Annotated in this window: 29 protein-coding genes and 1 other RNA gene; 14 read left to right on the top strand and 16 right to left on the bottom strand. The window is 37.8% G+C overall.

Annotated elements, in window-relative coordinates; genetic code table 11:
* The first annotated feature begins 1 nt into the window (after window position 1).
* The 8 genes from ZA06_RS02360 to ZA06_RS02325 all read left to right on the top strand — a co-directional run bounded on the left by ZA06_RS02360 (window position 2) and on the right by ZA06_RS02325 (window position 6,930).
* Window positions 2–568, top strand: a complete 567-nt coding sequence (locus ZA06_RS02360) for an anthranilate synthase component II (protein ID WP_053975809.1) — start codon at window positions 2–4, stop codon at window positions 566–568.
* Window positions 569–610: 42 nt separating this feature from the next.
* Window positions 611–1,603: an anthranilate phosphoribosyltransferase gene (gene trpD / locus ZA06_RS02355; protein WP_053975808.1), complete on the top strand. Its 993-nt coding sequence runs from the start codon at window positions 611–613 to the stop codon at window positions 1,601–1,603.
* Window positions 1,604–1,605: 2 nt separating this feature from the next.
* Window positions 1,606–2,391, top strand: coding sequence for an indole-3-glycerol phosphate synthase TrpC (trpC, locus tag ZA06_RS02350; protein WP_053975807.1), 786 nt, complete (start codon window positions 1,606–1,608; stop codon window positions 2,389–2,391).
* A complete protein-coding gene (locus tag ZA06_RS02345; protein ID WP_053975806.1) occupies window positions 2,388–3,029 on the top strand; it encodes a phosphoribosylanthranilate isomerase in 642 nt (213 codons plus the stop codon). The genes trpC and ZA06_RS02345 overlap by 4 nt, the downstream gene beginning before the upstream one ends.
* A complete protein-coding gene (gene trpB, locus ZA06_RS02340; protein ID WP_053975805.1) occupies window positions 3,013–4,194 on the top strand; it encodes a tryptophan synthase subunit beta in 1,182 nt (393 codons plus the stop codon). Before ZA06_RS02345 ends, trpB begins: the two co-directional genes overlap by 17 nt.
* A gap of 8 nt (window positions 4,195–4,202) precedes the next feature.
* Window positions 4,203–4,967 (top strand): tryptophan synthase subunit alpha, encoded by a 765-nt coding sequence (gene trpA / locus ZA06_RS02335; protein ID WP_053975804.1) that lies wholly within the window; start codon window positions 4,203–4,205, stop codon window positions 4,965–4,967.
* 125 nt (window positions 4,968–5,092) lie between these two features.
* Complete coding sequence (locus ZA06_RS02330; RefSeq protein ID WP_157503046.1) at window positions 5,093–6,517, top strand: hypothetical protein; 1,425 nt, start codon at window positions 5,093–5,095, stop codon at window positions 6,515–6,517.
* A gap of 62 nt (window positions 6,518–6,579) precedes the next feature.
* Window positions 6,580–6,930: a hypothetical protein gene (locus ZA06_RS02325; RefSeq protein ID WP_053975802.1), complete on the top strand. Its 351-nt coding sequence runs from the start codon at window positions 6,580–6,582 to the stop codon at window positions 6,928–6,930.
* A 4-nt stretch (window positions 6,931–6,934) separates the two neighbouring features.
* On the opposite strand, the gene ZA06_RS02320 is transcribed toward ZA06_RS02325, so the two are convergent.
* The 6 genes from ZA06_RS02320 to ssrA all read right to left on the bottom strand — a co-directional run bounded on the left by ZA06_RS02320 (window position 6,935) and on the right by ssrA (window position 11,338).
* Window positions 6,935–7,957 carry a hypothetical protein gene (locus tag ZA06_RS02320; RefSeq protein ID WP_053975801.1) on the bottom strand — a complete coding sequence of 341 codons (1,023 nt, stop codon included), beginning with the start codon at window positions 7,955–7,957 and terminating at the stop codon, window positions 6,935–6,937.
* Between the two features lie 136 nt (window positions 7,958–8,093).
* The gene (locus ZA06_RS02315) at window positions 8,094–8,552 is read right to left on the bottom strand and encodes an RNA methyltransferase (RefSeq protein WP_053975800.1); all 459 of its coding nucleotides are present in this window, start codon (window positions 8,550–8,552) and stop codon (window positions 8,094–8,096) included.
* A gap of 43 nt (window positions 8,553–8,595) precedes the next feature.
* A complete protein-coding gene (locus tag ZA06_RS02310) occupies window positions 8,596–8,898 on the bottom strand; it encodes a hypothetical protein (RefSeq protein ID WP_053975799.1) in 303 nt (100 codons plus the stop codon).
* 165 nt (window positions 8,899–9,063) lie between these two features.
* Entirely contained in the window at window positions 9,064–9,927 is an 864-nt protein-coding gene (locus ZA06_RS02305; protein ID WP_053975798.1) for an outer membrane beta-barrel protein, read from the bottom strand.
* An 88-nt stretch (window positions 9,928–10,015) separates the two neighbouring features.
* Window positions 10,016–10,759, bottom strand: a complete 744-nt coding sequence (locus tag ZA06_RS02300) for a hypothetical protein (RefSeq protein ID WP_053975797.1) — start codon at window positions 10,757–10,759, stop codon at window positions 10,016–10,018.
* A gap of 183 nt (window positions 10,760–10,942) precedes the next feature.
* Window positions 10,943–11,338: a transfer-messenger RNA gene (gene ssrA / locus ZA06_RS16710) on the bottom strand.
* A 236-nt stretch (window positions 11,339–11,574) separates the two neighbouring features.
* Between ssrA and ZA06_RS02295 the strand changes: the two genes are divergently transcribed.
* Together ZA06_RS02295 and ZA06_RS02290 are read left to right on the top strand one after the other, a co-directional pair.
* The gene (locus ZA06_RS02295) at window positions 11,575–12,777 is read left to right on the top strand and encodes an NAD(P)-dependent oxidoreductase (protein ID WP_053975796.1); all 1,203 of its coding nucleotides are present in this window, start codon (window positions 11,575–11,577) and stop codon (window positions 12,775–12,777) included.
* 156 nt (window positions 12,778–12,933) lie between these two features.
* Window positions 12,934–13,716, top strand: coding sequence for an SDR family NAD(P)-dependent oxidoreductase (locus tag ZA06_RS02290; protein WP_053975795.1), 783 nt, complete (start codon window positions 12,934–12,936; stop codon window positions 13,714–13,716).
* Here the strand turns inward: ZA06_RS02290 and ZA06_RS02285 are convergent.
* The 10 genes from ZA06_RS02285 to ZA06_RS02240 all read right to left on the bottom strand — a co-directional run bounded on the left by ZA06_RS02285 (window position 13,713) and on the right by ZA06_RS02240 (window position 20,401).
* A complete protein-coding gene (locus tag ZA06_RS02285; protein WP_053975794.1) occupies window positions 13,713–14,372 on the bottom strand; it encodes a DUF1361 domain-containing protein in 660 nt (219 codons plus the stop codon). The two genes, ZA06_RS02290 and ZA06_RS02285, sit on opposite strands and share 4 nt — an antisense overlap.
* A complete protein-coding gene (locus tag ZA06_RS02280) occupies window positions 14,365–14,742 on the bottom strand; it encodes a ribosomal maturation YjgA family protein (RefSeq protein ID WP_053975793.1) in 378 nt (125 codons plus the stop codon). The genes ZA06_RS02285 and ZA06_RS02280 overlap by 8 nt, the downstream gene beginning before the upstream one ends.
* Window positions 14,739–15,227: a Coq4 family protein gene (locus tag ZA06_RS02275; protein ID WP_053975792.1), complete on the bottom strand. Its 489-nt coding sequence runs from the start codon at window positions 15,225–15,227 to the stop codon at window positions 14,739–14,741. The genes ZA06_RS02280 and ZA06_RS02275 overlap by 4 nt, the downstream gene beginning before the upstream one ends.
* A 71-nt stretch (window positions 15,228–15,298) precedes the next feature.
* Window positions 15,299–16,672 carry a cell envelope integrity protein CreD gene (creD, locus tag ZA06_RS02270; protein ID WP_053975791.1) on the bottom strand — a complete coding sequence of 458 codons (1,374 nt, stop codon included), beginning with the start codon at window positions 16,670–16,672 and terminating at the stop codon, window positions 15,299–15,301.
* Between the two features lie 53 nt (window positions 16,673–16,725).
* Window positions 16,726–17,019, bottom strand: coding sequence for a winged helix-turn-helix domain-containing protein (locus ZA06_RS02265; protein WP_053975790.1), 294 nt, complete (start codon window positions 17,017–17,019; stop codon window positions 16,726–16,728).
* 3 nt (window positions 17,020–17,022) lie between these two features.
* Window positions 17,023–17,631, bottom strand: coding sequence for a hypothetical protein (locus ZA06_RS02260; protein ID WP_053975789.1), 609 nt, complete (start codon window positions 17,629–17,631; stop codon window positions 17,023–17,025).
* A gap of 135 nt (window positions 17,632–17,766) precedes the next feature.
* Window positions 17,767–18,231 carry a GNAT family N-acetyltransferase gene (locus ZA06_RS02255; protein WP_053975788.1) on the bottom strand — a complete coding sequence of 155 codons (465 nt, stop codon included), beginning with the start codon at window positions 18,229–18,231 and terminating at the stop codon, window positions 17,767–17,769.
* Window positions 18,232–18,310: 79 nt separating this feature from the next.
* A complete protein-coding gene (locus ZA06_RS02250) occupies window positions 18,311–19,171 on the bottom strand; it encodes a hypothetical protein (protein ID WP_053975787.1) in 861 nt (286 codons plus the stop codon).
* A 12-nt stretch (window positions 19,172–19,183) separates the two neighbouring features.
* The gene (kdsA, locus tag ZA06_RS02245; RefSeq protein WP_053975786.1) at window positions 19,184–20,002 is read right to left on the bottom strand and encodes a 3-deoxy-8-phosphooctulonate synthase; all 819 of its coding nucleotides are present in this window, start codon (window positions 20,000–20,002) and stop codon (window positions 19,184–19,186) included.
* A gap of 39 nt (window positions 20,003–20,041) precedes the next feature.
* Window positions 20,042–20,401: a hypothetical protein gene (locus ZA06_RS02240; protein ID WP_053975785.1), complete on the bottom strand. Its 360-nt coding sequence runs from the start codon at window positions 20,399–20,401 to the stop codon at window positions 20,042–20,044.
* 310 nt (window positions 20,402–20,711) lie between these two features.
* Here ZA06_RS02240 and typA point away from each other — a divergent pair, with 310 nt between their 5' ends.
* From typA to ZA06_RS02220, 4 genes are all read left to right on the top strand, one after another.
* On the top strand, window positions 20,712–22,511 hold the full coding sequence (gene typA / locus ZA06_RS02235; RefSeq protein ID WP_053975784.1) for a translational GTPase TypA: 1,800 nt from the start codon (window positions 20,712–20,714) through the stop codon (window positions 22,509–22,511).
* Between the two features lie 104 nt (window positions 22,512–22,615).
* Window positions 22,616–22,828 (top strand): hypothetical protein, encoded by a 213-nt coding sequence (locus ZA06_RS02230; protein ID WP_240472187.1) that lies wholly within the window; start codon window positions 22,616–22,618, stop codon window positions 22,826–22,828.
* Entirely contained in the window at window positions 22,818–24,206 is a 1,389-nt protein-coding gene (locus tag ZA06_RS02225) for a hypothetical protein (protein WP_053975783.1), read from the top strand. The genes ZA06_RS02230 and ZA06_RS02225 overlap by 11 nt, the downstream gene beginning before the upstream one ends.
* Complete coding sequence (locus tag ZA06_RS02220; RefSeq protein WP_053975782.1) at window positions 24,196–25,680, top strand: sulfatase-like hydrolase/transferase; 1,485 nt, start codon at window positions 24,196–24,198, stop codon at window positions 25,678–25,680. Before ZA06_RS02225 ends, ZA06_RS02220 begins: the two co-directional genes overlap by 11 nt.
* Window positions 25,681–25,753 lie beyond the last annotated feature (73 nt).

The raw sequence follows: 25,753 nt of genomic DNA, 5'->3' as shown, positions 1-25,753 counted from the left end.
AATGAAAAAGATTTTAGTCATCGACAATTACGACAGCTTTACCTATAATCTGGTCCATTATTTGGAAGACTTGGATTGTGAAGTAACGGTAATACGAAATGACCAACTTAGTTTGGAAGACGTGGAGCCTTTCGATAAAATATTGTTGTCTCCAGGACCGGGAATTCCTGATGAGGCAGGTTTATTAAAGCCAATCATCCAAAAGTACGCAACTACCAAAAGTATTCTTGGAGTGTGCTTGGGGCAACAGGCTATTGGAGAAGTCTTCGGTGGAAGTTTGATCAATTTGGAAACCGTGTTTCATGGCGTGTCTACTCAAGTAACCATTTGTGTGGATAACGAACAACTTTTTGAAGGATTGGAAAAAACCATAGAAGTAGGACGCTACCATTCTTGGGTGGTGGCTCCAGACTTGCCAGATAGTTTGGAAGCAACCTCTTATGACAGTAATGGGCAGGTGATGTCCTTACGGCATAAAGTGTACGATGTAAAAGGAGTGCAGTTCCATCCCGAATCTGTTTTGACACCTCAAGGAAAACAAATGTTGGAAAATTGGATCAAGGAATAGGTTTCAATATAAAAAACGAGTTCCAACAAAAGATTTAAACACATGAAAGAAATATTAAACAGACTTATCAATCAGGAGTACATTTCCAGTGAGGAAGCCAAAGAGGTTTTGGTAAATATTTCCAAAGGGGAATACAACAACAGCCAAATTGCCTCTTTTGTCACCATTTATATGATGCGCGGAATCACGGTGGAAGAATTGAAGGGATTTAGGGATGCTCTTTTGGAACTGTGCATCCATGTGGATTTGGATGGTTATGATGCTATAGATTTATGTGGTACTGGTGGCGATGGTAAGCATACGTTTAATATTTCAACCTTGGCTTCTTTTGTAACGGCAGGAGCAGGGGTAAATGTAGCCAAGCATGGTAATTATGGAGTGTCTTCGGCGAGTGGCTCTTCCAATGTGTTGGAACATTTAGGTATCAAATTCAGTAATAAAAGAAACTTTCTAAAACGAAGTTTGGACAAAACGGGCATTTGCATTTTGCATGCACCCTTATTCCATCCTGCCATGAAAAATGTGGCACCGATTAGGAAGGAATTAGGAGTAAAGACGTTTTTCAATATGCTTGGTCCTATGGTGAATCCGGCAAAACCTAAATACCAGGCGGTTGGGGTGTTTAATCTGGAATTATTGCGTTTGTATAGTTATTTATATGAAGGTTCAGATAAAGTATATAGTATCGTTCATGCATTGGATGGTTATGACGAAATTTCCTTAACCGGAAAGGCGAAAGTGGTGCAAAGGGACGCTGAATTTATGTTGACTCCAGAATCGTTTGGGGTTCAAACCTTAACTTCAGATTCTATTCACGGAGGTGGTTCTGTGGAATCTTCAGCGAAAATATTCATGCATATTTTGCAAGGTCAGGGCACCGAGGCACAAAACAGTGTGGTATGTGCCAATGCTGCTATTGCTATCGCGACGGTAAAGGGCACCAATATGGAAACAAGCTATGGAATGGCTAAAGAATCCTTGGAGAGTGGAGAAGCCCTAAAACGTTTTAACCTGTTATGGGATTTAAGTCAGTAGCTATGGATATTTTACAACGAATTATCAAAGACAAAAGACAAGAAGTACAATTCCGAAAAGGACTCATTCCTTTTTCTCAATTAGAGCAATCGGTATTGTTTGGTAGAGCTACGGTTTCCATGTGTGAACGGTTGAAAAATAGTGCTTCGGGCATTATTGCCGAGTATAAACGACGGTCGCCATCTAAAGCCGTAATCAATCAAGATGCCAATGTGTTTGATGTGGCCAAAGGCTATGAAAAGGCAGGGGCTTGTGGCATGTCGGTGTTAACGGATGGAAAGTATTTTGGTGGCTCTTTAGACGATTTGCTTCTTGCCAGGGCCAGTTGTGGATTGCCATTGTTGCGAAAGGAATTCATAATAGATGAATTCCAAATAGTAGAGGCCAAGGCCCATGGTGCCGATGTGATTTTACTTATTGCTGCAGTGCTGAGTTCAGAAGAAATCAAACAATTTTCAGAATTGGCAAAAAGTTTAGGGTTGGAAGTGTTGTTGGAAGTCCACAATCAGGAAGAGCTTCAAAAATCCCTAATGCCTAGTTTGGATTTGTTGGGAGTTAACAATCGTAATCTAAAGACTTTCGAAGTGAGCTTGGAAACGAGTAAAGAGTTAAGTGCCCTAATTCCTGATGAATTTGTAAAGGTGTCGGAAAGTGGCATCAGCAATGTAGAGGCTATCAAAATATTAAGGGGCTATGGATTTTCGGGGTTCTTGATGGGTGAAAACTTTATGAAAACAAGCAGCCCTGGAGAAAGTGCAAAGGAATTTATGAAACAATTGGAGCAATGAAACTGAAAGTGTGTGGCATGAAGTATTCGGATAATATCAAGGCGGTAGCTGCTTTGAAACCGGATTATTTGGGGTTCATTTTCTATGAAGGCTCTAGTCGATTTTTTAAAGGAACCATTCCTGAAATTTCAGATTCTATTAAAAAGACGGGGGTGTTTGTAAATGCGTCCATTCAAGAGGTCATTAAAAAGGTGACTGATTACGGCTTGAAAGCAGTACAGTTGCATGGCGCTGAATCGGTAACGTTTATAGATGGTTTGAAAAATGAATTGAACAAGATAACCGATTCATCTGTGGAAATTATTAAAGTCTTCAGTGTAGATAGGAATTTCAATTTTGATAACATCAAACCTTTTGAAACCATGAGCGACTATTTTTTGTTTGATACAAAAGGAGATTTGCCGGGAGGCAATGGAGAGCTATTCAATTGGAAAATTTTGGAGAGTTACCCCTCGACGAAACCCTATATTTTGAGTGGTGGTATAGGACCAACAGATGTGCCGATATTGAAGCGGTTTTTCAAATCTTCGGCAGCAAAATATTGTTATGTCATTGATGTAAACAGTCGGTTTGAAATTACGGCAGGACATAAGAATGTGAATGAACTAGAAAACTTTATAAATGAGCTACAACGTTAACATCAAAGGATATTATGGGGAGTTTGGAGGGGCCTTTATCCCTGAGATGCTCTATCCCAATGTAGAGGAATTACGGCAGAATTATTTAAAGGTAATGGCTGAACCCGAGTTTCAGGCTGAATTTAATCAATTGCTCAAGGACTATGTGGGCAGGCCCTCGCCATTATACTTTGCCAAGCGATTGTCTGAAGTCTATAACACCAGAATCTATTTGAAACGTGAAGACCTCAATCATACTGGCGCTCATAAAATCAATAATACCATTGGGCAGATTTTGATGGCTAAACGCTTGGGTAAAACTCGAATTATTGCCGAAACAGGGGCAGGGCAACACGGTGTAGCAACCGCTACGGTATGTGCCTTGATGGGATTGGAGTGTATTGTTTACATGGGAGAAATTGACATTGCAAGGCAAGCACCCAATGTGGCCCGGATGAAAATGTTGGGTGCCACTGTGGTTCCTGCTTTGTCAGGAAGCAAGACTTTGAAAGATGCCACCAATGAAGCGATTCGGGATTGGATCAACAATCCCGTAAACACACATTACATTATCGGAAGTGTGGTAGGACCACATCCCTATCCGGATATGGTGGCGAGGTTCCAATCGGTGATTTCAGAAGAAATCCAGAAGCAATTACTGGCACATGAACAAACCTCAAAACCAGAATATGTGGTGGCCTGTGTGGGAGGGGGCAGTAACGCGGCAGGGGCTTACTATCATTTTTTGGAAGACACTTCTGTTAAATTGATTGCTGTGGAGGCGGCAGGTCATGGAATTGATTCGGGAGAAAGTGCGGCGACCTCGGTTTTGGGAAGAGAGGGGATTATCCATGGAAGCAAAACCTTATTGATGCAAACTAAGGATGGTCAAATTACTGAGCCTTATTCTATTTCTGCGGGCTTGGATTATCCTGGAGTTGGGCCCATGCATGCCCATTTGTTTGCTTCTGGGAGGGCAGAATTTTTGGCAGCTACAGATAACGAAGCCATGACCGCTGGAATGAAATTGGCACAATTGGAAGGGATTATACCTGCTATTGAAAGCGCGCATGCTTTGGCAGTTTTTGAAAAGAAACAGTTCAATCCCAATGATATTGTCGTACTCTGTTTGTCGGGTAGGGGAGATAAGGATCTCGATACATACATCAATTATTTTAAGCTATAGAAGATATGATGAACCGCATTCAAACAAAGCTCAAAGAAGATAAAAAGTTACTGTCCATTTATTTTACGGCAGGATTTCCTAACCTAGAGGATACAGCATCCATTATAAATCAATTGGAGCAAAGCGGAGTGGATATGATTGAAATTGGCTTACCATTTAGTGATCCTTTAGCGGACGGCCCTACCATTCAGGCTAGTTCTACTCAATCTTTAAAAAATGGCATGACCACAGAGGTCTTGTTTCAGCAGCTTAAAAACATTCGGGAGACAGTTTTAATTCCATTATTGCTGATGGGCTATTTCAACCCAATCCTACAATATGGAGTAGAAGCTTTTTGTGAAAAATGTCAAGAGGTTGGAATTGATGGTTTGATCATTCCCGATTTACCTGTAGATGTTTATGTAGCAGACTATCAAAAAATGTTTGAAGCTCATGGCTTGCTGAACGTATTTTTGATCACGCCTCAAACTTCTGAGGAACGTATCAAATTTATCGATTCTATTTCTAATGGGTTTATTTATATGGTGAGTAGTAGCAGTGTTACAGGGAGCCAAGAGGGGTTTGGAGAGGAACAAACGAATTATTTTAAGCGAATTGCCAAAATGCAATTGCACAATGCTCAAATAGTAGGTTTTGGAATTTCCAATAAACAAACCTTTTCACAGGCAACAGCTTATACTAAGGGAGCAATTATAGGGAGTGCTTTTATCAAACACTTAACGGAAAATAGGGAAGGAACTATAAAAGACTTTGTAAAGAGAATTTTGGAATAAAGTTAAGGGAGGATAAGTTGACTGTGAATTTTTAAGTAGCTGTATTTCAGCTCTTGAAGTGCGGGTTTCAGCAATAAAAGTAGTATTTTTATAATAGATTGTTGAATTTAAGTCCTTTGCAGTTAATGAAGCTAAAGTTACTACTATGCGTTTTTATGGTCTTAGGGTGTTCCTTGCAATTGCTCGCTCAAGAAACCAACTACAAGTTTGAAAATTACGGAAACCGTTCAGTGTTGCTCTTGGGTAATGTAACGGGAAGTGTAAACGATTTGGGGCTTACCTATTACAACCCTTCGCGTTTGGCGTTGGCCAAAAACACCACCTTTACTATTAACGCCAAGGCATACGACTACAGCAGGATTCGGCTCAATAACAATGTGGGGCCAGAAGATGCGGCTATCCGCAGCAAAAATTTCGACGGAATTCCATCCATGGTAGCAGGAACTTTTAAGTTTAAGGGTGAACAATTCGCCTATTCTTCATTTTCTAAATTCCGAAACAGCATAGATCTAAATTATGATACCCCATTTAAGGAAGCTGATATTGTAGATATCGTTGAAGGGAATGAGATGTACTCTACACGCATAAAACTAAAGAACGCTGTAAAAGATGAGTGGGTAGGAATTACTTGGGCCAAATCCCTAAATGATCGTTTGAGTATTGGGGTTAGTGGCTTTTTCTCGATTTATAGAAATTCCGGGGGAACTGCTTTAGGTAATACGGTAAAATATGGAGAAGACAAAGTGGCCTATTTTAATGAGGAAATCAATTACAGTCAGGAATCTTATGGTTTGTTTTGGAAAATTGGTGCCAGCTATCGAGGTAAGGGTGTAGATTTTGGGATGACCATGTCTTTGCCATATTGGGAACTTCTCAGTAATAGCCGATACGGTTACAATAAGGTGATCTCTGGAGTTGGAACTGGGAGTGATCAATCGGTGATTGCGGGATTTAAGGATTTGGATGCCAAACGCAAACAGCCGTTTGGAGTGGCAGTGGGGGCTGGGATTCCTTTAGGGAAAAGCATGTTGCATTTGAATGTAGAATGGTTTAATGGTTTAAATTCCTACTCGCGTTTTTCTGTGCCGGAATTTGAAATTAGTGATACCGAAACATTATCTCCTGATTTCTATCAAGATTTAAAATCGGTGGTGAATTTTGGAGCTGGCGCAGAAATCTATGTCCGTCATAATTTAAATGCCTATGTCAGTTTCTCGACAGACTTTTCTGCTGAAAAGGAAAGTTCCAATTTCTTTGATTTATCCAGTTCCCATGCTAGTTTGCTCAATATGGGAGACGATTTTTTACATATGGCAGCTGGGTTTGATTATTCCCTAAAATGGGGTCGAATCATATTGGGAGGTACATATGCCAATGGTTCTTCTGAATATACGACTTCTCTAAACTTGTTGGGTGAATTTTTGGGAGCCACCAACGAAACTTCAAAATTAGACTATACCAGATGGCGCTTTGTGGTTGGAATTGAAGTGCCGTTTTTTGACAACATCATTCCTATTAAAAAGGATGAAGAAAAAGAAGAGGAACCTTGATAGAATAGATATTTCTTTTTTAAGCCTCTGTTTATTGTAGTCCTTCAGTAAGAATTTTCAAAATGAAACAACTCTTGGTTTTGATAATACCTTGTTTATTGCTTTTTGGATGTAAAACCTCAAAAAGTATAGAAGCAATGAACTTTGCTCTTCAGGAAACTCTTTGGACTTATAGTGATTCAGATTGGACCTATCAAGTGAGGTTTGAGAAAAATGGTATGTTGGTAACCAGCCATCCTAATGATACTTCTAAAGATAATGATACTTGGGAACAGCATGGTGAAGAGGTTATTTTGAAATTTAATGACGGCTTTTCAACATATACAGGAAAAATGATTTCCTCCAACGTCATTGAAGGAACGGCCAAAAGTAAATACGCTACTTGGAAATGGCGTATGGAACGGATTGAATAGCTTTTTAATCCAAATAATCCATGACCAATCGGTAGGCATTAGGAAAATTTAATAACTGCGCTTCCAAAATTTCAGGTGCCATAGAGGCATTAGTTGGGTATTGGCCATTTTTAGGCACTAGGCGTCTATAACCTTTACTGTACACATAAAGTTCCTTCCATTCACCTTTTTGCTTTTTGTCATTTTCAAATGAGGTTATAGGAACATATATTGGCGGTCTAGTAACGGAAATTTCAGAGAGCACTTCCGCAGATTTGTTAAGGATAAACAAATTGCAGCCTCCTGTCCCACAAAGCATGGGGTCCATTACGTAAAGCAAGTATTCATATTCGCTTGAGTCGTGGTTTAAATCCACCATAGCTTCCAAGAATTTCAGTTGGTCCAAATCTTCTTCGGAATAGCCAAGGTTTTGGGAAGTCATCACTTTTTTTAGTCGGCTTCTATCGGTTGTATTTAAAAAGTGGTTTATAAAACCTTGTTGGTATTCTTTAAATAAGCCATTGTACATATCACAATTGATTCTTGGTAGGCTTGCTTCTTGGCCATTCGCAGTTTGATAGCCTAATAAAATATGGTCTTCTTTTATGACATAGGTTCTTTGGTCTTTGTAAGTTTCACCTTCGGCCAAATATTCCGCTGTAACATCAAATGCCTGCTTGTCTTTGTTCCATACACCTTTTAGGTGTCCTTTGGCTTCATCTTTTCCAAAATAGGACACATAAAATTGACCAGTAACTTTTCCGTCATCATCCTTTTCAAGACGAATGAATTCATAATTGTATTCATTGGGATAGTTGACCGCTTCCGATTTTTGGGCGAAACAAAATAGATGTTCGTCAAATGCTTGTACTGTATCGACTTGCTTTGATGTGGCTTGGGAAAGCTCAGCTTTTTTAATTAAAGAATCACCTTCTTCAATTATTGGGTGCTCTTTATCAGATGTTTGAGGTTGTTTACAGCTTTGCGTTAAACATAGAAGGATAAAGGCCCAATTTAGAAGGTTGAGGTATGGTGTAATCTGTTTCATAATCCACAATATTACTAGGTTGGAATAGGGCTAAGGCTAAGTTGAACTAACGATTTTGAACGCTTAGGCTTAGTGAATATAAGTAATTTACATGGAATTGTAACAGAGGACGCTACATCAAAATGAACTCGTGGACTTAGGATCTCGGTTTGGCAATACCTCTGTCGTACATCACGATGCTTCCGGCAACGGAAACATTCACACTTAATTGGGAGTTGAACTTTACTAAGAAATGAGCCTTTTCAATAGCCTTTTTGGAAAGTCCGTGGTCTTCGGCTCCCAAAAGGTAGACACAGCGTCTAGGATGGTGGAAGGTTTCCAGCGGAACCGCATCTTCAGTCAGTTCTACGCCAACCAAACGAGCACCTTTAGGCATATTATTGAAAAAATCCTCAAAAGTATCATAATGAAAATAGGGCATGGCCTTTACGGCATTGTGGGTGTCACAGGCCTGTTTGGCATAGCGGTTGCCAATGGTAAAGATAAAACTGGCCCCCATGTTTTGTGCCGAACGCCATAGCATGCCTAGGTTCTCTGGAGTTTTTCCGTTTTGGATTCCAATGCCAAAAAACTCATTTGTAAAGTTATCGTTCATAGGCTGCAAAAATAGGAAAAGCACAAGCTTTTAAAAAGTACTATTAAGCCTTAGTGGCCAAAATAAGCTTATAATCGCCTTCAAAAATATTGTTGGGGTAGCGGGCTTTCAATAATTCTGCAATATGTGGTGAAGCAAGGTTGTCCAAAACAATTTTCACATCCACACCTTCTTCAGGAATTACCAATACCATGTCCAACCGACTATTGTCATTGGCAGGTTCTAAGTTTTGCAGTACATGGCGAATACCAACCCTTAGAAAATTGAGGTTTTGGCGGATAAGTAGTTCTTCGGCAGCATCTTTTCTTTTACCGCCAAGACGAAGCAGTTCAAATTTTACGTCCATAGTAAGTAGGTTAAATGGTAAGGTGAATTTCAATAATAATTATGGAATTTACAACACAATTTATGCGTCCTGTTACTATTTTATTTTCTTGCTCATTTTATGGCAAAAAAATACCCCCTGTAGATACAGAGGGTAAGAATTTTAAAAGAGTTTTTAAAAAACAACTTATTGTTTTTTAGATGCCGTTTTGAAAGTATAGGTAATCCCAATGTTGATTCCAAAAGATGAATATGGCACCTTTTGCGCTAGTTTTCTAGAAGGATCGGTATTGTCGTTTGGCAATTCATCTACATAGGTAGTTTCTTTAGAGTATCCCGCAGGCAAGTTGTCCAAAGTATAGTATCCTTCAACGGCCACAGTACCATCAGGTAATACAATGTTGGTGTTGAATTCAACAAGTTCAGAGTCTTTACGCTTCAAGCTGATACCGTAATATTCCGCTTCAGCAAACAAACTAATGTTAGAGCTTACGTCAAATTTATAACCTAAAGCACCTACAAATCCCAATGGGAATTTTCCGTGGAAATCCTCTACATAATGGGTGTCAGAATAAGACCCTTCCGGAAGGTTTAAAGCAGTAGCTTCTGCTGCAGAGAATACTGATTTTTGATTCACAACAGCTTCGGTTTTTCCGCCAACTTTAATCAAGGCTCCAAAACGTCCGTAAATATTATTACTAAATCTATAGACCATAGACAAAGAAGCTCCATAAGCACGGGCTCTGGCAATAGCATCCAACTCTAGGTTTGGTAAATTAACCTCAGAAACGGTTTGGTCTGCCCCATGAAGGTATCCAAAACCTAAATCGGCACCAAAGTGTTCGTTAAAGAAATAGGTCCCTCTTAATTGGAAATTCACACCTTCTCCGTAGCTTCCATAAGAGTTCTCGGTAGTAGTAGTGCTTACTTTTTCGCCTAACTTAATTTCAGCACTTCCAATGGCATCCCCGCCACTGGCAGAAATTTGCAACTGTGCAAAAGACATACCGCTCAACAATAGGCCAACTACTGTAAATAGTTTTGTTTTCATATTTGTTTGGTAAAAATTTTTGCAAAGATACTACCATTAAACAGCTAGAGCAACAAACACGGGCTCTAGTTTCGGTTTTTATGGGTTTTTAGAAATACTTTAACCCTACTAATTTTTCAAAATGAGTTTTAGCAGTTTTTCCTTGAAGTGAATAAATCGGAAAAGTATTGTCTTTTTTGGGAGAGAATTCATCTAATGAACTGTTATTGTCCTTAGAAATTTTATAAACTATTGAATGGTGGTTTATGTGGAGGTTATAGGAAATAGATATATTATTCAGTCTAAATTTTCTGACAGGAACTAAGGCCTTTGTTGATATTTTTTTTTCAGGATAATAAAACCAAGCAAAAGGAAAAATATTTTCTTCTTTTGGGTCGATATTTAGAATCATATCTCGTATTTGAGATTCATATTTACCTAAATCAACATTTTGAAAAAATTCATGTTTGCTATGGTGGGCCTTCCATATAATAGAAAGACAGAAGAGTTTTATATGATTATAATCTAAGCCTTTTATTAAGTTTTTGTGTAAATTATTGTTTCCTACAATAGGTGTGATGCTAGATTTTTTTGAATAGTTTTTGGTGCCTTCAAATAATTCATTGCTAATGTAGTCTTCAAATTTGCCAATGTGATTTTCACAGGATTCACATAGAATGTCCTTATCGTATATTCCTGTTCTTATTTTTCCCCTTTCTTTTTCTAAAGTTATTGGATTTAGTTTTATAAGAGTATTATCACCTTTGTAAAACATTCCTTTGTACAGAAATCTGGGAACAATATGAGATTTTTTACAAAGAGGTTTTTCCTTAAGACATAATTTACATTTCATAAATCTAAAGTACTTTATTGTTATAAAAATAACAGGAAAATATAGATTTTTGTTGCAAAATTAAATTGACTAATCTCGATTAACTTGTAAGAGATAAAAGTTACTAATGAATTTTTTTGAAAATGTTGCTATAAATAAAAAATGCCCTTTTACAAAAACTGTAAATAGGACATTTTATTTTGTTTGTGGAGTCGGAGAGAATCGAACTCTCGTCCAAACAAGTAACTAAAGAGCTTTCTTCACGCTTAGTCTTTTCTTGTGTTTTCGATTGCAACCTGGCTAAAGACAGCCTAGCGACAACTTATCTTTTTTAGTTTCAAAAGCAGGTCAAAGCGCCCTACCTTCTATATTGACATTTACGATGCCTCAAAATGGAACGCCGTCAATCAAGGCTTTCCGGAGACATTTAGCTTGTACACCTTGTGTACCTAGGCAAATCTTACTATAATTCAGATTAAGCAGCTAAAGCGTAGTTATTCTCGCCGTTTAAAAGTTTGACCTAGCCTTTAACGTGTTTCAAAGTCATTACACGACGTGCTTACCGTTTAATTAATCTCGCTGTCAAAACCAGTCGACCCCAAGGTAATCATATCACTTCTAGAGTTGGTCGAGAAGTGGGCGTTCCCCTTACGGGGCAGGCTTTCGCAACTCGCTTTTTTGGGCGCTTCTCCCAAAAAGAGCTCATACAAATTGCTCAATCCTTAACGCGGATGCAAAGTTATTAAAAAGTTTGTATAACCATACTATTCCACTTATTTTCGTGCAATCATTATACCAAAGCGGTATGTGTCAGTTACCTTAAATGCTTCATTGTTATGAAATTTGCCATCATCAAGGAGCGCAAATCACCACCGGATAGACGTGTGGTTTTTTCGCCCAAAACCCTAAAAAAAGCCAGTCAGTTATTCCCTCAGGCCACTTTTATAGTGGAAGCTTCCAATATTAGGGTGTTTCCTGACGAGGCATATCGTAGACAAGGATTTGAGGTGGTTGACGATGTTAGCGATTGCGATGTACTGATTGGTGTAAAGGAAGTGCCTGTAGACCACTTGATTCCTAATAAATCCTATTTTTTCTTTTCGCATACTATTAAAAAACAACCTTATAACAGGGATTTACTGCGCTCCATTTTGGGAAAAAACATCACGCTTTACGACCACGAAACCATTGTTAAGGAAAATGGCGCACGACTCATAGGATTTGGACGTTATGCTGGTATTGTTGGAGCCTACAATGGCTTCAGAGCATGGGGGCTAAAACATGATACTTGGAATTTGCCTAAAGCCGAAACCTTGGCCGATCAGCAAGCTTTGATAGCACAGCTTAAAACTATTGCATTACCGCCAATAAAAATATTGCTTACAGGAAGTGGTAAGGTGGCAGGAGGAGCCAAGGAAATGTTGGATGCCATGAACATTAAACAGGTTGAGGTAGAGGCCTATTTGGACCAAACTTTTAACGAACCTGTGTATTGTGTTATTGATGTGTTGGATTACAACAAACGCAAGGATGGACAAGTGATTGATAATTTGGACTTCTTCAATCATCCGGAAGCTTATGAATCCAACTTTATTCGCTTTGCCAAAGTCACCGATTTCTTTATTGCCGGGCATTTTTATGGAGATGGTGCGCCTTATCTTTTTACTCGGGAGGATGCCAAATCCAAAGACTTCAATATTTCAGTAGTGGCCGATATTAGTTGTGATATCGATGGACCAGTGGCAACTACCATAAGACCTTCTACCATTGCAGAGCCAATTTATGGTTACGAACCACAAACCGAAACGGAAATCCATTTTAAAGATTCTAAAGCTATCGTTGTCATGGCAGTAGATAATTTGCCTTGCGAACTGCCTAAAGATGCCAGCGAAGGTTTTGGAAGTTTGTTTTTGGAGTATGTGTTGCCTGCGTTTTTTAATGCCGATAAAGATGGTATCTTGCAGCGAGCAAAGGTGACCGAGAATGGTAAGTTAACTGAGAGGTTTGCTTATTTGCAGGATTATGTGGATGGGAAATAATTCTTTGTAAAAATAGAAGTATAAAGGACGTCAGTTCGAGTGTTTTTTCGAAATGCAATGAAGAAAAAATGTATCGAGAACAAGTGTTCATCTAAATTGATCTTGGAGGTTAAAATAGTAACATGCATAACTGGCTAAAAATAGATTAAAGAGATAATGGCTAAAACAGTATTGATAACAGGCGGGGCTTCAGGATTGGGATATGAATTGGCATTGTTGTTCGCAAAGGATGCATACAATTTGGTGTTGGTAGATATCAATGCAGATAATTTAAAGCAGGCAAAAGAAACGTTGGAAAAGAAGTATAATGCCAATGTCCGCGTAATGCTGAAGGATTTGAGCCAAATCAATATTTCCGAAGAAATTGTAGCTGAATTGGGAGATACTGCTATAGATGTGTTGGTAAACAATGCTGGGTTTGGATTGTTCGGTACTTTTGCCACGACCGATTGGGACCGTGAAGCCAAAATGTTGAACCTTCATGTGGTTACTACCACGCATTTAACCAAACTTATACTAAAAGGTATGGTAGCTCGAGGATCAGGAAAGATTTTAAACCTGTCCTCTTTAGCAGGTTTTCAACCCGGGCCTTTAATGTCATTGTATTACGCTACGAAGGGGTACATTTTGTCTTTTTCAGAGGCCATTGCTAATGAGCTCAAGGGAACCGGAGTAACGGTTACGGCACTTTGTCCTGGTCCCACAAAAACGTCCTTTCAACAAGTAGTTTCAGAAGGAACTTCGGAGAATAAAATCACCTTTAATATGGCAACGGCTAAGGACGTTGCTGCCTATGGTTATAAAGCGATGAATAAAGGGAAGTCTGTGGCCATTCCTGGTGGATTCAATAAGTTTTTGGCAACACTTCCACGTATCATGCCTAGAAAACTGGCCGCCTCTATTGTTAGAAATATCCAAGAGAAAAACAGAGCCGATTAATTGGGATTTCGGATGCTTTTGAAAAGCCAATAACCTATTCCTAAAAAGATACCGAAGCTAATGGTAAAGGTCCATGCGCTGAGATGCTGATTGGGATGTGCAAGAATACTCCAAATATCATTGAATATGGTAAGAGGATGTTGTAGCACTTCCCAAGAATTGAAACGTAAATAGCGTCCTAAGTACATTCCAAAACTAATGACAAAGAATAGTGGCAACATTAAGATGGAAATGGTCTTGCTTTGCCAATAACGTTTCATAATCAGTTCTATATCCAATAGAGAAAGGAAAAACAGGAGTACTCCTGTAAGGGCAAATGAACTCACTACCAATACATCCAACCACAGAATATCATGACTGCTATTCTTGAGGTGGAACAAATCCGTGATGATATATGGGGCATTCGGGACGAAGAGTAACCAAATGCCAAATCCTATAAGTGTGCCAAATTTGTTAAGCTGAGGCAGACTTCTCATGTAGGTGGAAATCGCAAAGGGCACTATCGCTAAAAATAGATTCCAGACCAAAAACAGAAAGTAAAAGGAGTAGGTGAGTTTCATCCGAACCATGAGGAGGATTATGCTCAAAGTGGCCGCCACTATGGGCAGCACTATAATCTTGAATCGAGAAAACAGCAAGTATTTAATATTATTCATTGGTAAGCAATTTAAATTCAACAATAATTACGGTTATAATGCCTAGCGAGTAGGCCATAAGGTCGGTATAGTTAAAGGTGTTGCCAAGGATTAATTTGGCGAGTGTACTGTGTTCCAAGTTCAGCAATTTCAATAAGTGGAAGGCTTGCAATATTTCAATGATATAGGAAACTGCTAATACCAATATGGCTGTTGGAAAGATGGCTAGCTTTGTAAAACTTCTAACCAAGCAATACAAGAGAATTACAACTAGAAAATCTCCAAAGGTATGGCGGATGAAGCCAGTGCTGAGGTAGGTGGCGATGAGGGTTTCAACTGCAAATAGCAACAGCGTTAGGAAAAAGTATGATTTATGGAATGTTAGTGTCATATGTTTTTTATTGGTGAATGAGATCTAAGGAAAAATGCGCCCTGTAAGATGGTTAAGTCTATATTCAGTAGCTTTTTAAAATCTAAGTTATGAAATGTATTGGCTTTTTTGCCAATGGTATATGAATCTAAATAGTAGCTTAAATAATCTGGCAGAATTAGGGTGCCCAACAAAATGGCGCCGTACATATAGGGGCTTTGTTTGCCGTTACCAAAGCTTAAATATTGTAAAGCTATTTCATTTTCTACGGTGATACCGTATCCTGTCAAAACATGGTAGCAATCGTGACGTTCTACTTTTGGAATCAATTCAAAACCGTGTTGGTTTAAAAATTCGCCCAAGTGTCTGCCGAAGGAAGCTTCAGGGAGTTGGAGGAGTTGATTTGTAGTAATGCCCCATGGTTCATGATGTTTGAAAATTCGAGTGTATATAGTCTTTGATATTTCAAAGAGCCAATGAATAAGTTGTTTTCTGTATGTTTTCATTATGTGGTAGGTTTTAAAACTCCCGCCCCTTCAATGGAATGAAGGGAACAGGAGTTGTTTTGGGGAAAAGATTACCCGTTATTCCAATCAATTTTTCTGGATACAAACATGACGGTTGCCAAAATGATGAACAGTCCAATACTGCCAACCAAAAGTGCATAGTTTTCCAATTGGATGATGACATAGATAAAGGTGTAAAGCGCCGTAAGGCTCAATCCAATTAAAATTGGGAACTTGAGGGTTTTGAGTATGGATTTGGAATACAGAGTTATAAGTGTTACCACCGAAATACCTGCTACCAAATAAGCTTTTAGAAAATTACTGTGTTCCGAAATGGACACTAACAAGGTGTAAAACATGGTGAGAGCCAAACCAATCATTAGATATTGAAATGGGTGTATATGGATGTTGCTCATAGTTTGGATGAGGAAGAAAATGAGGAAGGTTAACCCAATGACAAGGAAGCCATATTTGGCAGAGCGCTCACTTTTTTGGTATTCGTCTACCATGACGATAAACTTGGTGCCGAAGGCAAATTCCTGTAAATCTGGTACGTTGTTTAAGTATTGCTGAGAAAAGGCCCTGTTGATATGCAGGATTTTCCAATCGGCTTCAAAACCTTCGTCTGTAATTGTTTTTGTTTCGTCGTTGGGAAGAAAGTTGCCAATAAAACTAGGGTTCGCCCAATTGGAAGTCATGTGCATGGTGGTTGTTTTTCCAATTGGAATGAGCTGAATATTCTGACTTCCGTTAAAGGTCATGTGGAAACTAAAATTGGTATTTGCAGATTTTGGGACATCCGTTTCTTTTAAAAATCCAGACTCCAATTCATCCAATTGGGAGCTATTTCTGGAATTGTTTTTAAAGTTGGTTTCGAAAGAATAGGTGCTGTCGTTCAATTTTAAGGACATTTCATTCTTTATGCCTTTTAGATTGGATGTTTTAATAAGAATTGTGGCTTTGTTCCACAAGATATCCTCATCCTTGATGTCTTTTATTTTAAGGTTGGGGATTGGAAAATTCCCGTTAAAATCCATATTAGCGGTGTAGACGGCCGATTCATAATTGTTTCGGTTCAAAGATTTAGAATCGACATCTACCTCAGATGATAGGGATTCAGGAAAGATATAGGCATATTTTATTTCTGAAGTCGTTTCGGTGAAATAGGTTTTTGTTTGTTCGTTGAAGGTTTTTGTTTCCGAATAGGTTTTATAGGGGAGTTTTAAAATAGGGCCGTAAAGCATCACGTGGTTTCCCCATTTGTCATTGATTTCGTTGACCACATCCTGTTGTCGCATGGAACGTTCAAAAATGAGGCTTTCAATAAATGAAAGGGGAATCAATAAAATCAATACCAAGAAGCCTACCATGAGCATTCGTGCGGTAATGGAGGTTTTTAGCCAATTTCCAAATTTGTTCGGTTGAAGTTTTTGTAGTTGTTCCATGGTTAAGTTTTTAAAGTACTTTGAAATTCAAAGTAAGTTGGTAAAAAAATATGTTATTGTTTATTGATCAATTTTTCAAGGGCTTCGATGTGCTTTTGAAATTCGGCTTTGCCAAATTTTGTCACCGAATAGCGGGTGTTGGGTTTTCTTCCTATAAATTGCTTTTCCACCTTTATATATTCTGCCTTTTCCAGAGCCTTAGTATGGCTGGCAAGATTCCCGTCCGTAGCACCGAGAAGTTCTTTTAAGGTATTGAAATCGGCGTATTCGTTGACCATTAAAATGGACATAATGCCCAGCCTAATTCTGTGGTCAAAGACCTTATTTATGTTGTTGATAATACTCAAAACCTATGCTCTGTCATATTTAAAATGCATCCAAGTACCGTAAATGATGTGCATAAGTCCAAAGCCAATGACCCACAACCAAAAACCATAACCAGGATATAGGGCGCAAATTAAGCCTAAAATAATTTCGGCGAAACCTAAATAGCGAATATCTCCTATACTATATTTGGAAGCATTGATTAATGCCAGTCCATAAAAAATAAGCATTAGAGCACCAGTTTGACCATATTTTTGTTGACCCAAAATTATCAAGATGTAGATACCGCCTACTACCAGAGGAATCAAAAAATTTATGACCAATCTTTTGGAAGCGCCATCCCATATTTTTTCACCTGCTTTTTTAGCTTTTCTGGTGGTTAGGATCACACCTGTAACAGCACTCAAAAAGGCAATCAAGAACAGATCTAACATAACAATGTTATAGATGGGGCCATCTAAAATTAAATATTCAAGTTCCGAATTGATTACCAACCAATAGGCGAAGGCTGCTCCAATAAGCGCATAGATACCTGCCAAAATTCCAGAGAGGCCACTTAATGAAATAAATCGCGAGGATTTGTTCATTAGGTTTTTAATTTCGGTAATGTCTTTTAGATAATCTTTTGATTCCATATAAAAGTACTTTGAAAAACAAAGTAAATAAATTTATTTCAATTTTGAACTATGTTTTTTTGAAAAAAAAATCTAGAGGTTTAAGAAATGAAAGATTATAGTAATAGACCTAAGTAGAGATCAATGATCAAAAGCTTATAAAGCTTTACTCACCAAATAGTTTTGGAACACGATGCCTTTAAAAGGTTTCTTCTGTTTTTTGATGACATCAAAATAATGGTTTTCAAAAAAGGGAAGTGCTGTTTTGCTAACATCAGAGCGCATCTCTTCAAAGCCTTCTCCAATGGCGTAAGATTCCATCACCCTTAAAAGTTTAGAGGCAATGCCTTGGCGCTGGTAATCCTTGTGTACAAAAAGTCCGTCTAGATAATTACCGTTTTTAAGGTAGGCAAAGCCTGTGATGGTGTCATTTTGTTCGGCAACAATGAAATAAAGAGACTCAATGCGTTCTTCCCATTTCTCGATATCATTGGCACCAGAAGCCCACACTTCTATCTGTTTTTCAGAATAGTCCTTACTGTTCACATTCTGGATGGTATCCCTAAAAAGTGCTGTAATAAACGGAATGTCTTCTTTGGTAGCTTCTCTAATTTGAATCATGACCTTTTGTTTGGCTTAGGAGTTACAAAATTATAACAATTCTTGTAAATCAATAAAATTGATGCGGGAGGTTCAGAATCTAAACTCTGAAAATCCCACCAATGGCTATAATGTTCTGTAAAAAGAAGAAATGCTGAGAGGCACTTTCCTTTACATTGCTGGTGGTTCTAATATCTGGCATGTTAATGTAACCCCCTTTTACGTCTGTTTGAATGAAAAAGTATTTAAAGAACGTAAAGTTGATACCTGCGTTTACTGAAAAACCATATCCCGATATATGAAATTCATCATAACGGTCTTTGTTCAATAAAGTGGTATTGGTTTTAGGGTATAGAACACCGCCACCTATGCCTTCCATCAAGTTGATTTGGAATTTATCGGTATTTGGAAGGTGAAAAATAGAAGAAATATCATCAGATCTACCAACTTCAACATACACATAATTCAGCCCATTGGTATGTTCAAATTTTAAAAAGTCGGCAGAAACCAAAAACTCTTCATTATCATAAACTCCGTTGTACTGTGAGCCTTCTTCCGAAGCAGGTAAATCGATATATCCATCAACTGTTCTGGTTTTATCACGTTCCATGACGTATTTCATATGGTCCACACCAATGGAAACATAATAATGGTCGGAAACAAAATACCCTAATTTGGCATTTGTTTGCGGAATGGTGATGCGTGTAGGGTTGATGTAATCGATATGCCAACCTTTTGGCTTGTCGTGGGCCGTGGCATCCTTTATCGTAAAATCGTAGTTTTCACCCTTAAAATGGATGTCCGATTTTGAATAGACTTCCCTGTTGCCTCCCCAACTAAAAAAGAGCTTCCCTTTTTGGGAAGCTGTGGATTTAATGGTATCTGCAGTTTGTGCTTGGGCTACAGTAGAGCTCAAAGCAAAAAGTACCCCTAATAATGAAGGAATTGTGCGTATTCTCATTAATCGGGGACCTTATAAAGAGTTAATTGTTTTTCTGATAGCAACAAGGTTTGTAAGAAGGTTTTCCAAGTTGTCCAAATGCAACATATTGGCTCCATCACTTTTTGCATTAGCCGGGTCAAAGTGTGTTTCAATGAATAAACCGTCAACGTTGTTTACAACTCCAGCCCGGGCAATGGTTTCAATCATGTCTGGTCTTCCACCTGTAACACCAGCCGTTTGGTTGGGTTGTTGAAGAGAGTGTGTCACATCCAATACCACAGGAGCGTATTGCTTCATGGTAGGGATGCCTCTAAAGTCAACAATCATGTCTTGATAGCCAAACATAGTACCTCGGTCGGTTATCCAAGCTTTGTCACTTCCTGAATCCTTAACTTTTTGCACTGCATGTTTCATGGCTTCAGGACTCATAAACTGTCCTTTTTTAAGGTTAACTACCTTACCGGTTTCAGCAGCAGCTACCACCAAATCGGTCTGTCTTACCAAAAAAGCAGGAATTTGAAGTACATCTACATATTCAGCAGCTTTGGCAGCATCTGAAATCTCGTGAATGTCGGTTACCGTTGGGATGTCAAATTCTTTGGAAACTTTTTGTAAAATCTTAAGCGCTTTTTCGTCTCCAATACCCGTGAAACTATCAATTCTACTTCTGTTGGCCTTTTTGAAACTTCCTTTAAATACATAAGGAATTTCCAATTTGTTGGTAATGCCAACCACTTTTTCGGCAATTCGCATTGCCATGTCTTCACCTTCAATGGCACATGGACCAGCCAATAAGAAGAAATTGTTTGAATTGGTGTGTTTTATCTTAGGGACATCGCTGAGTTTCATCTGCTTGATTTTTCTAAATTAAGCCGCAAAGATACATATTTAAAAGCTTTTTTTAATACTGTTTCGTATCATCCAAAGAGACATGATAAAATTGGCAAAAACAAAGAGTCCGCTGTAAAGCACAAATCTTTTTATGAAACCTGAAAATTGAATGATATTGAGGGCATCTGAGAGATAGGCCCAAATCATATAAGAGGACAGGCAAACAAAGGTAATGCCCAATGAAAAGTTGAGTTGTTTACTTGGCTTTATAAGCTGCCATACAAAGGGTAAGGCGAAGATTAAAATAGGGTAGGCCTCAATGCCTAGATGTCTATTAACGTCGGTAAACCAAAATGCAATCACCGATAGAAAATATAGGTAGGGGATGAATTTCGAATATTTTTGAATAAGGTTCATTTTTGACTAAAATGTGAATTGTTTCTTGATGTTAAGTAGGTGAAGTGATTTATGGTAGGTCATTCTTCTTATAAATATACGTATTGAACCCCTGTTTTTGGATTATTCTAACATAGAATTAACTAAATTAATAAATCTTTAATAGAATAATGGAAGTTTTAAGATGTTTACATTCAGTTGGTTGCTTGGAAGGTTTAGAGCTAAGTTGAAGACTTTGAAAAATTATATGGTAGGATGCTAATAATTAATGATAATTCCTTTTTCCAAAGGAATTTAATGTACCTTTGCACGCTTAAAATAAGGCGTCATTATGGCTAATATTAAAAACATAGCAATTATTGCTCACGTAGACCACGGTAAAACAACCTTGGTTGATAAGATCATGTACCACTGTCAACTGTTTCGCGAAAACGAAAATACAGGAGATCTTATTTTGGATAATAACGATTTGGAACGTGAAAGAGGAATCACCATTACTTCCAAGAATGTGTCCGTAACTTATAAAGACACTAAAATCAATATTATTGACACTCCTGGTCACGCCGATTTTGGTGGAGAAGTAGAGCGTGTTCTTAACATGGCCGATGGTGTGTTGTTGTTGGTGGATGCTTTTGAAGGGCCAATGCCGCAAACAAGATTCGTATTGCAAAAAGCTATCGACCTAGGTTTGAAGCCTTGTGTGGTAGTAAATAAAGTAGATAAAGAAAACTGTACTCCGGAAGAAGTTCATGAAAAGGTATTTGACCTGATGTTTGAACTTGGGGCGGAAGAGTGGCAGTTGGATTTCCCAACAGTTTATGGTTCGGCGAAAAACAATTGGATGAGTGACGACTGGAAAAACCAGACAGAAAACATCGAACCATTATTGGATATGGTAATCGAGCATATTCCTGCGCCAAAATTTGATGAAGGAACTACTCAAATGTTGATTACATCGTTGGACTTCTCAAGCTTTACAGGACGTATTGCTATTGGACGTTTGACTCGTGGAGAATTGAAAGCAGGACAGAACATTTCGTTGGTAAAGCGTGATGGAACTGTGGTTAAAAATAAAATTAAAGAGCTTCATGTATTTGAAGGTCTTGGACGTGTAAAAGTAGATCACGTGCAAACAGGTGATATCTGTGCTATTGTTGGTTTGGAAGGTTTTGAAATTGGAGATACTGTGGCCGATTTTGAAAATCCAGAAGCTTTAAAAACCATCGCCATCGATGAGCCAACAATGAGTATGTTGTTTACGATTAACGATTCTCCTTTCTTCGGAAAAGACGGAAAGTTTGTAACATCTCGTCACATTAAAGAACGTTTGACAAAAGAGTTGGAGAAAAATTTAGCTTTACGTGTTCAGGAAACTGATAGTGCCGATAAGTTTTTGGTATTTGGTCGTGGGGTACTTCACTTATCTGTGTTGATTGAAACCATGCGTCGCGAAGGGTATGAGCTTCAAATTGGACAGCCACAGGTAATCATCAAGGAAATTGATGGTGAGAAATGTGAGCCAGTAGAGGAGATGACTATCGATTTGCCTGAAAACGTTTCTGGTAAGGCAGTTGAATTAGTGACCATGCGTAAGGGAGAAATGTTGAGTATGGAAGCTAAAGGAGATCGTATGGTGATTGAATTTATGGTGCCATCTCGTGGAATTATCGGTTTACGTAATCAATTGTTGACAGCTACAGCAGGTGAGGCTATTATGGCGCACCGCTTTAAAGAATACCAACCTTTAAAAGGAGGAATTCCTGAGCGTCAAAATGGATCGTTGGTATCTATGGAAAAAGGGCAAGCAATTCCTTACTCCATTGATAAGTTACAGGATAGAGGTAAGTTCTTTGTAGATCCAGGAGAAGATATTTACGAAGGTCAGGTAATTGGAGAGAACTCTCGTCAAGATGATATGACAGTTAACATTACCAAGACGAAAAAATTAAGTAACGTACGTTCGGCTGGAGCAGATGATAAAGCTAGAATTGTACCTGCTATTAAATTCTCTTTGGAAGAAGCCTTGGAATACATCCAAAAGGATGAGTATGTAGAGGTTACTCCAAACCACTTGCGTATCCGAAAAATTTTATTGACGGAAGTAGAGCGTAAGCGTAATAAGAATATCTAATTTATAGGTGTTGCAAAACATCATTAGGAAAGCGAAACCTTTAAAGGTTTCGCTTTTTTCTTTATAGGTCTCACGGGTTTCCTATCTTTACAGAAAAAAGAAGAATGATACATTTTCTATATTTTGATCCTGGTTTAGGGGCGATGGTTGTACAAGCCGTCATTGCTGCAGTTGCTGGTGTTGTCTTGTTTTCTAAAAATTTGATGTTTAAGATCAAATCACTCTTTGGTTTTTCACAGGATAAAAATGAAGAGCTTTTTGACGATATAGATGTTACTGACAAGGATATAGAAAATACTGAGAATAGTGACCGATAAGATTCAACACTCTTCTTCCTTTAGAGACCCTTCTGGGTACGTTTTTACAGAAGGAAATATTTTAAAGCGACAGATATCCCCTCTTTATTTTAAGCAATATAAAGCATTAAAGGAGTCTGGTTTTTATCAGAAATTAATCAAAGCAGGACTGTTGATTCCTCACAAGGAAATTACGGAAGACAATACAGGAGTTGTTATCCAACCTGAATTTATTCCTTTTGTAACATATCCCTATGAATGGAGTTTTAACCAATATAAGGAAGCAGCTCTTTTAACCTTAAAGCTGCAGAAATTTTGTTTGGACCATTGTTTTTCGCTGAAAGACGCCACGGCATTTAATGTAACTTTTCATAAGGGCAAAGCCATTTTTATAGATACATTGTCTTTCGATTTTTATCAAGACAATTCTCCTTGGCGGGCGTATAAACAATTTATTAGTCATTTCTTTGGGCCATTGGTGTTAGCCCATTATCATGGAGCGCAATCCTTGAAATTGATGCACAGTTTTATTGATGGGATTCCTGTAAAACTATTATCGTCAATGATGCCAGGAAAAACGAAGCTTTCTCCGTTTTTATATTCCAACATTCATTTATTATCTAAATATGAAGATAAGCATAGCGAAGATTATAAAGGGGAGGTGAATCATGGAACATTATCCAAAGGTGCTCAACAAAAAATAATTAAAAGTCTCTATGAATATATTAAGAGGTTGAAGCTTAAGGAGGCTAGCGAATGGGGTGATTATTATAACAAAACCAATTATACAAATGATGCCTTTCTGCAAAAGGAAAAAATAGTGAATGCTTGGGTAAAGGAAACCGAAGCTAAAACACTTATCGATGTAGGTGGTAACGATGGTACTTTTGTTAGAAAGATAGATACGGAGCTAAAACAGGCTTTGGTATGCGATATTGACAATAATGCGGTAGATATTAATTATAGGGAAGTTAAAAGTAGGAAGGAGATTTATATGACTCCTTTTGTACAGGACGTTTTAAATCCATCGGCATCTATTGGATTTAATAATGATGAGCGATTTTCATTTAAGGAACGGCTACAGAAATTTTCTCCAGATATTACCTTGGCTTTGGCGGTGATACACCACATATCACTTTCAGGGAATGTGCCATTTAACAAGTCGGCTGAGTTTTTTGCTGCTTTTTCCAACTATCTAATTATTGAATTTCCCAAAAGAGAAGACTCATGGGTGCAACGACTATTAAATGCTAAATCTGAATTCAAGGGACATTTTGATTTTTATAATCAAGAAAATTTTGAAGGAGAATTTATGAACTATTTCAGTTTGGAGAAAAAAGAAACGATTGCCAACTCGCATCGGATCATGTATTTGTTAAAATCAAAGAATGCCAAATAAATTAAGGGAACGGTTAGTAGAATTTACGACCAACGATAAACAATATCCAATATTAAGTGCTTTGGGAGCAGGATTGTACCCTCTGATTTATTATTATAACAATAATTTTTCATTGGTAAATTCCTGGGGGCAATTTGTACTATTTGTGTTGTGGTTTCTTGTCGTCCCTATTGCTGTTATTCAGATTGTTTCAGTAATTTCCAAAAAGGTATTGTCACAAAAAAAATATGGCTATGTTTTGCCTGTTCTTAATTTTGTGCTTTTTGGAGGGCTAATGATACTGAGTACTTATGGTGTTGGTAAAAAGAGATATCTTTTGGTGACAGTAGCCGCTTTGGGGTTGGGTTTTTTACTTCAAAAACATTTCAAGAAAATATTGGTCATTCAATTTATATTGATCTTGTTGGCAGTGCCAAAATTAATAGCGAATATCCAAAGACATGTTTTTTATGATAAAACATGGATGAGCTTATCTGATAATATTGAAGAAGTCAAGTTTACAAGAAAACCAAATGTATATGTAATTCAACCAGATGGCTATCCTAATTTTGAAGAGCTGAAAAGAGGTTATTATAATTTTGATAATAGCCAGTTTGAGGGATTTTTACAAGATAATGGTTTCACACTTTATGAAGGTTTTAGAAGCAATTACTTCTCCACACTTAGTTCCAACTCTTCGATGTTTGCAATGAAACATCATTATTACAATAACCCGCCAAAAGGTGAAAATGAGTTTTATAATGCTAGGGATATCATTGTGGGGCAAAACACAGTGGTCCCAGTTTTTAAGAAAAACGGCTATAACACGTCTTTGCTTTTGGAGAAGTCCTATTTACTACTTAATAAACCAGAACTACAATATGATTTTTGCAATATAGCCCAAGATGACCTGTCATTTTTAGCAAGAGGTTTTGAGATAACAAAAGATCTAAAATCTGATCTAGAAAATGCTTTGCAGAATCAAACCAATGAGCCTAATTTTTATTTTATAGAAAAAATTTCTCCAGGGCATATTACCACTTACAAAAATCGGTCATTGGGAAAGGAAAAGGAGCGTTTGAATTATCTTGAAAAGTTGAAGTCCGCCAACGACTGGCTTAAGGAAATGGTACAGCTAATCCAAACACATGATGATAATGCATTAATCGTAATTGTGGCAGATCATGGGGGGTTTGTTGGAATGGATTATACATTGGAATGTAAGGAAAAGCAAACTAATAGGGATTTGATTTATTCTATTTTTTCAACGGCCCTAGCTGTTAAATGGCCGGAGAACCCAATGAATTATGATAAGGATCTTAAAACAAATGTGAATCTCTTTAGAGTGTTGTTTTCCTATCTTAGTGAAAATCCAAAGTATTTGGAGAATTTGGAGTCTGATACCAGTTTTGTTGTTCTTAAGGAAGGGGCCCCTTTTGGTGTCTATCAGTATATAGATGAGGAGGGGGAGGTTGTTTTTTTAAGGAAAGAATAGGTTTAAAGTAAATAAAGATTTATTGTTTTTTTAGTAAAGTGATTGATAGAAACTTTTCGGCAAGATGATAGTT

Source organism: Mangrovimonas xylaniphaga, from assembly GCF_001280435.1.
In the GTDB taxonomy this organism is placed as follows: Bacteria; Bacteroidota; Bacteroidia; order Flavobacteriales; family Flavobacteriaceae; genus Mangrovimonas_A; species Mangrovimonas_A xylaniphaga.
This window is presented reverse-complemented; position numbering and strand designations above follow the sequence as displayed.

Excerpts from the sequence above, each read along its gene's own strand:
- ZA06_RS02260 (WP_053975789.1), bottom strand. The coding sequence starts at position 17,631 with ATGGAATCAAAAGATTATCTAAAAGACATTACCGAAATTAAAAACCTA.
- ZA06_RS02345 (WP_053975806.1), top strand. The coding sequence starts at position 2,388 with ATGAAACTGAAAGTGTGTGGCATGAAGTATTCGGATAATATCAAGGCG.
- ZA06_RS02315 (WP_053975800.1), bottom strand. The coding sequence starts at position 8,552 with ATGAACGATAACTTTACAAATGAGTTTTTTGGCATTGGAATCCAAAAC.
- ZA06_RS02275 (WP_053975792.1), bottom strand. The coding sequence starts at position 15,227 with ATGAAAACATACAGAAAACAACTTATTCATTGGCTCTTTGAAATATCA.
- trpA (WP_053975804.1), top strand. The coding sequence starts at position 4,203 with ATGAACCGCATTCAAACAAAGCTCAAAGAAGATAAAAAGTTACTGTCC.
- ZA06_RS02305 (WP_053975798.1), bottom strand. The coding sequence starts at position 9,927 with ATGAAAACAAAACTATTTACAGTAGTTGGCCTATTGTTGAGCGGTATG.
- ZA06_RS02360 (WP_053975809.1), top strand. The coding sequence starts at position 2 with ATGAAAAAGATTTTAGTCATCGACAATTACGACAGCTTTACCTATAAT.
- kdsA (WP_053975786.1), bottom strand. The coding sequence starts at position 20,002 with ATGAAACTCAGCGATGTCCCTAAGATAAAACACACCAATTCAAACAAT.
- ZA06_RS02280 (WP_053975793.1), bottom strand. The coding sequence starts at position 14,742 with ATGACACTAACATTCCATAAATCATACTTTTTCCTAACGCTGTTGCTA.
- trpC (WP_053975807.1), top strand. The coding sequence starts at position 1,606 with ATGGATATTTTACAACGAATTATCAAAGACAAAAGACAAGAAGTACAA.
- ZA06_RS02330 (WP_157503046.1), top strand. The coding sequence starts at position 5,093 with ATGAAGCTAAAGTTACTACTATGCGTTTTTATGGTCTTAGGGTGTTCC.
- trpD (WP_053975808.1), top strand. The coding sequence starts at position 611 with ATGAAAGAAATATTAAACAGACTTATCAATCAGGAGTACATTTCCAGT.
- typA (WP_053975784.1), top strand. The coding sequence starts at position 20,712 with ATGGCTAATATTAAAAACATAGCAATTATTGCTCACGTAGACCACGGT.
- ZA06_RS02295 (WP_053975796.1), top strand. The coding sequence starts at position 11,575 with ATGAAATTTGCCATCATCAAGGAGCGCAAATCACCACCGGATAGACGT.
- ZA06_RS02285 (WP_053975794.1), bottom strand. The coding sequence starts at position 14,372 with ATGAATAATATTAAATACTTGCTGTTTTCTCGATTCAAGATTATAGTG.
- ZA06_RS02310 (WP_053975799.1), bottom strand. The coding sequence starts at position 8,898 with ATGGACGTAAAATTTGAACTGCTTCGTCTTGGCGGTAAAAGAAAAGAT.
- ZA06_RS02255 (WP_053975788.1), bottom strand. The coding sequence starts at position 18,231 with ATGATTCAAATTAGAGAAGCTACCAAAGAAGACATTCCGTTTATTACA.
- ZA06_RS02290 (WP_053975795.1), top strand. The coding sequence starts at position 12,934 with ATGGCTAAAACAGTATTGATAACAGGCGGGGCTTCAGGATTGGGATAT.
- ZA06_RS02230 (WP_240472187.1), top strand. The coding sequence starts at position 22,616 with ATGATACATTTTCTATATTTTGATCCTGGTTTAGGGGCGATGGTTGTA.
- trpB (WP_053975805.1), top strand. The coding sequence starts at position 3,013 with ATGAGCTACAACGTTAACATCAAAGGATATTATGGGGAGTTTGGAGGG.
- ZA06_RS02250 (WP_053975787.1), bottom strand. The coding sequence starts at position 19,171 with ATGAGAATACGCACAATTCCTTCATTATTAGGGGTACTTTTTGCTTTG.
- creD (WP_053975791.1), bottom strand. The coding sequence starts at position 16,672 with ATGGAACAACTACAAAAACTTCAACCGAACAAATTTGGAAATTGGCTA.
- ZA06_RS02325 (WP_053975802.1), top strand. The coding sequence starts at position 6,580 with ATGAAACAACTCTTGGTTTTGATAATACCTTGTTTATTGCTTTTTGGA.
- ZA06_RS02240 (WP_053975785.1), bottom strand. The coding sequence starts at position 20,401 with ATGAACCTTATTCAAAAATATTCGAAATTCATCCCCTACCTATATTTT.
- ZA06_RS02320 (WP_053975801.1), bottom strand. The coding sequence starts at position 7,957 with ATGAAACAGATTACACCATACCTCAACCTTCTAAATTGGGCCTTTATC.
- ZA06_RS02300 (WP_053975797.1), bottom strand. The coding sequence starts at position 10,759 with ATGAAATGTAAATTATGTCTTAAGGAAAAACCTCTTTGTAAAAAATCT.
- ZA06_RS02220 (WP_053975782.1), top strand. The coding sequence starts at position 24,196 with ATGCCAAATAAATTAAGGGAACGGTTAGTAGAATTTACGACCAACGAT.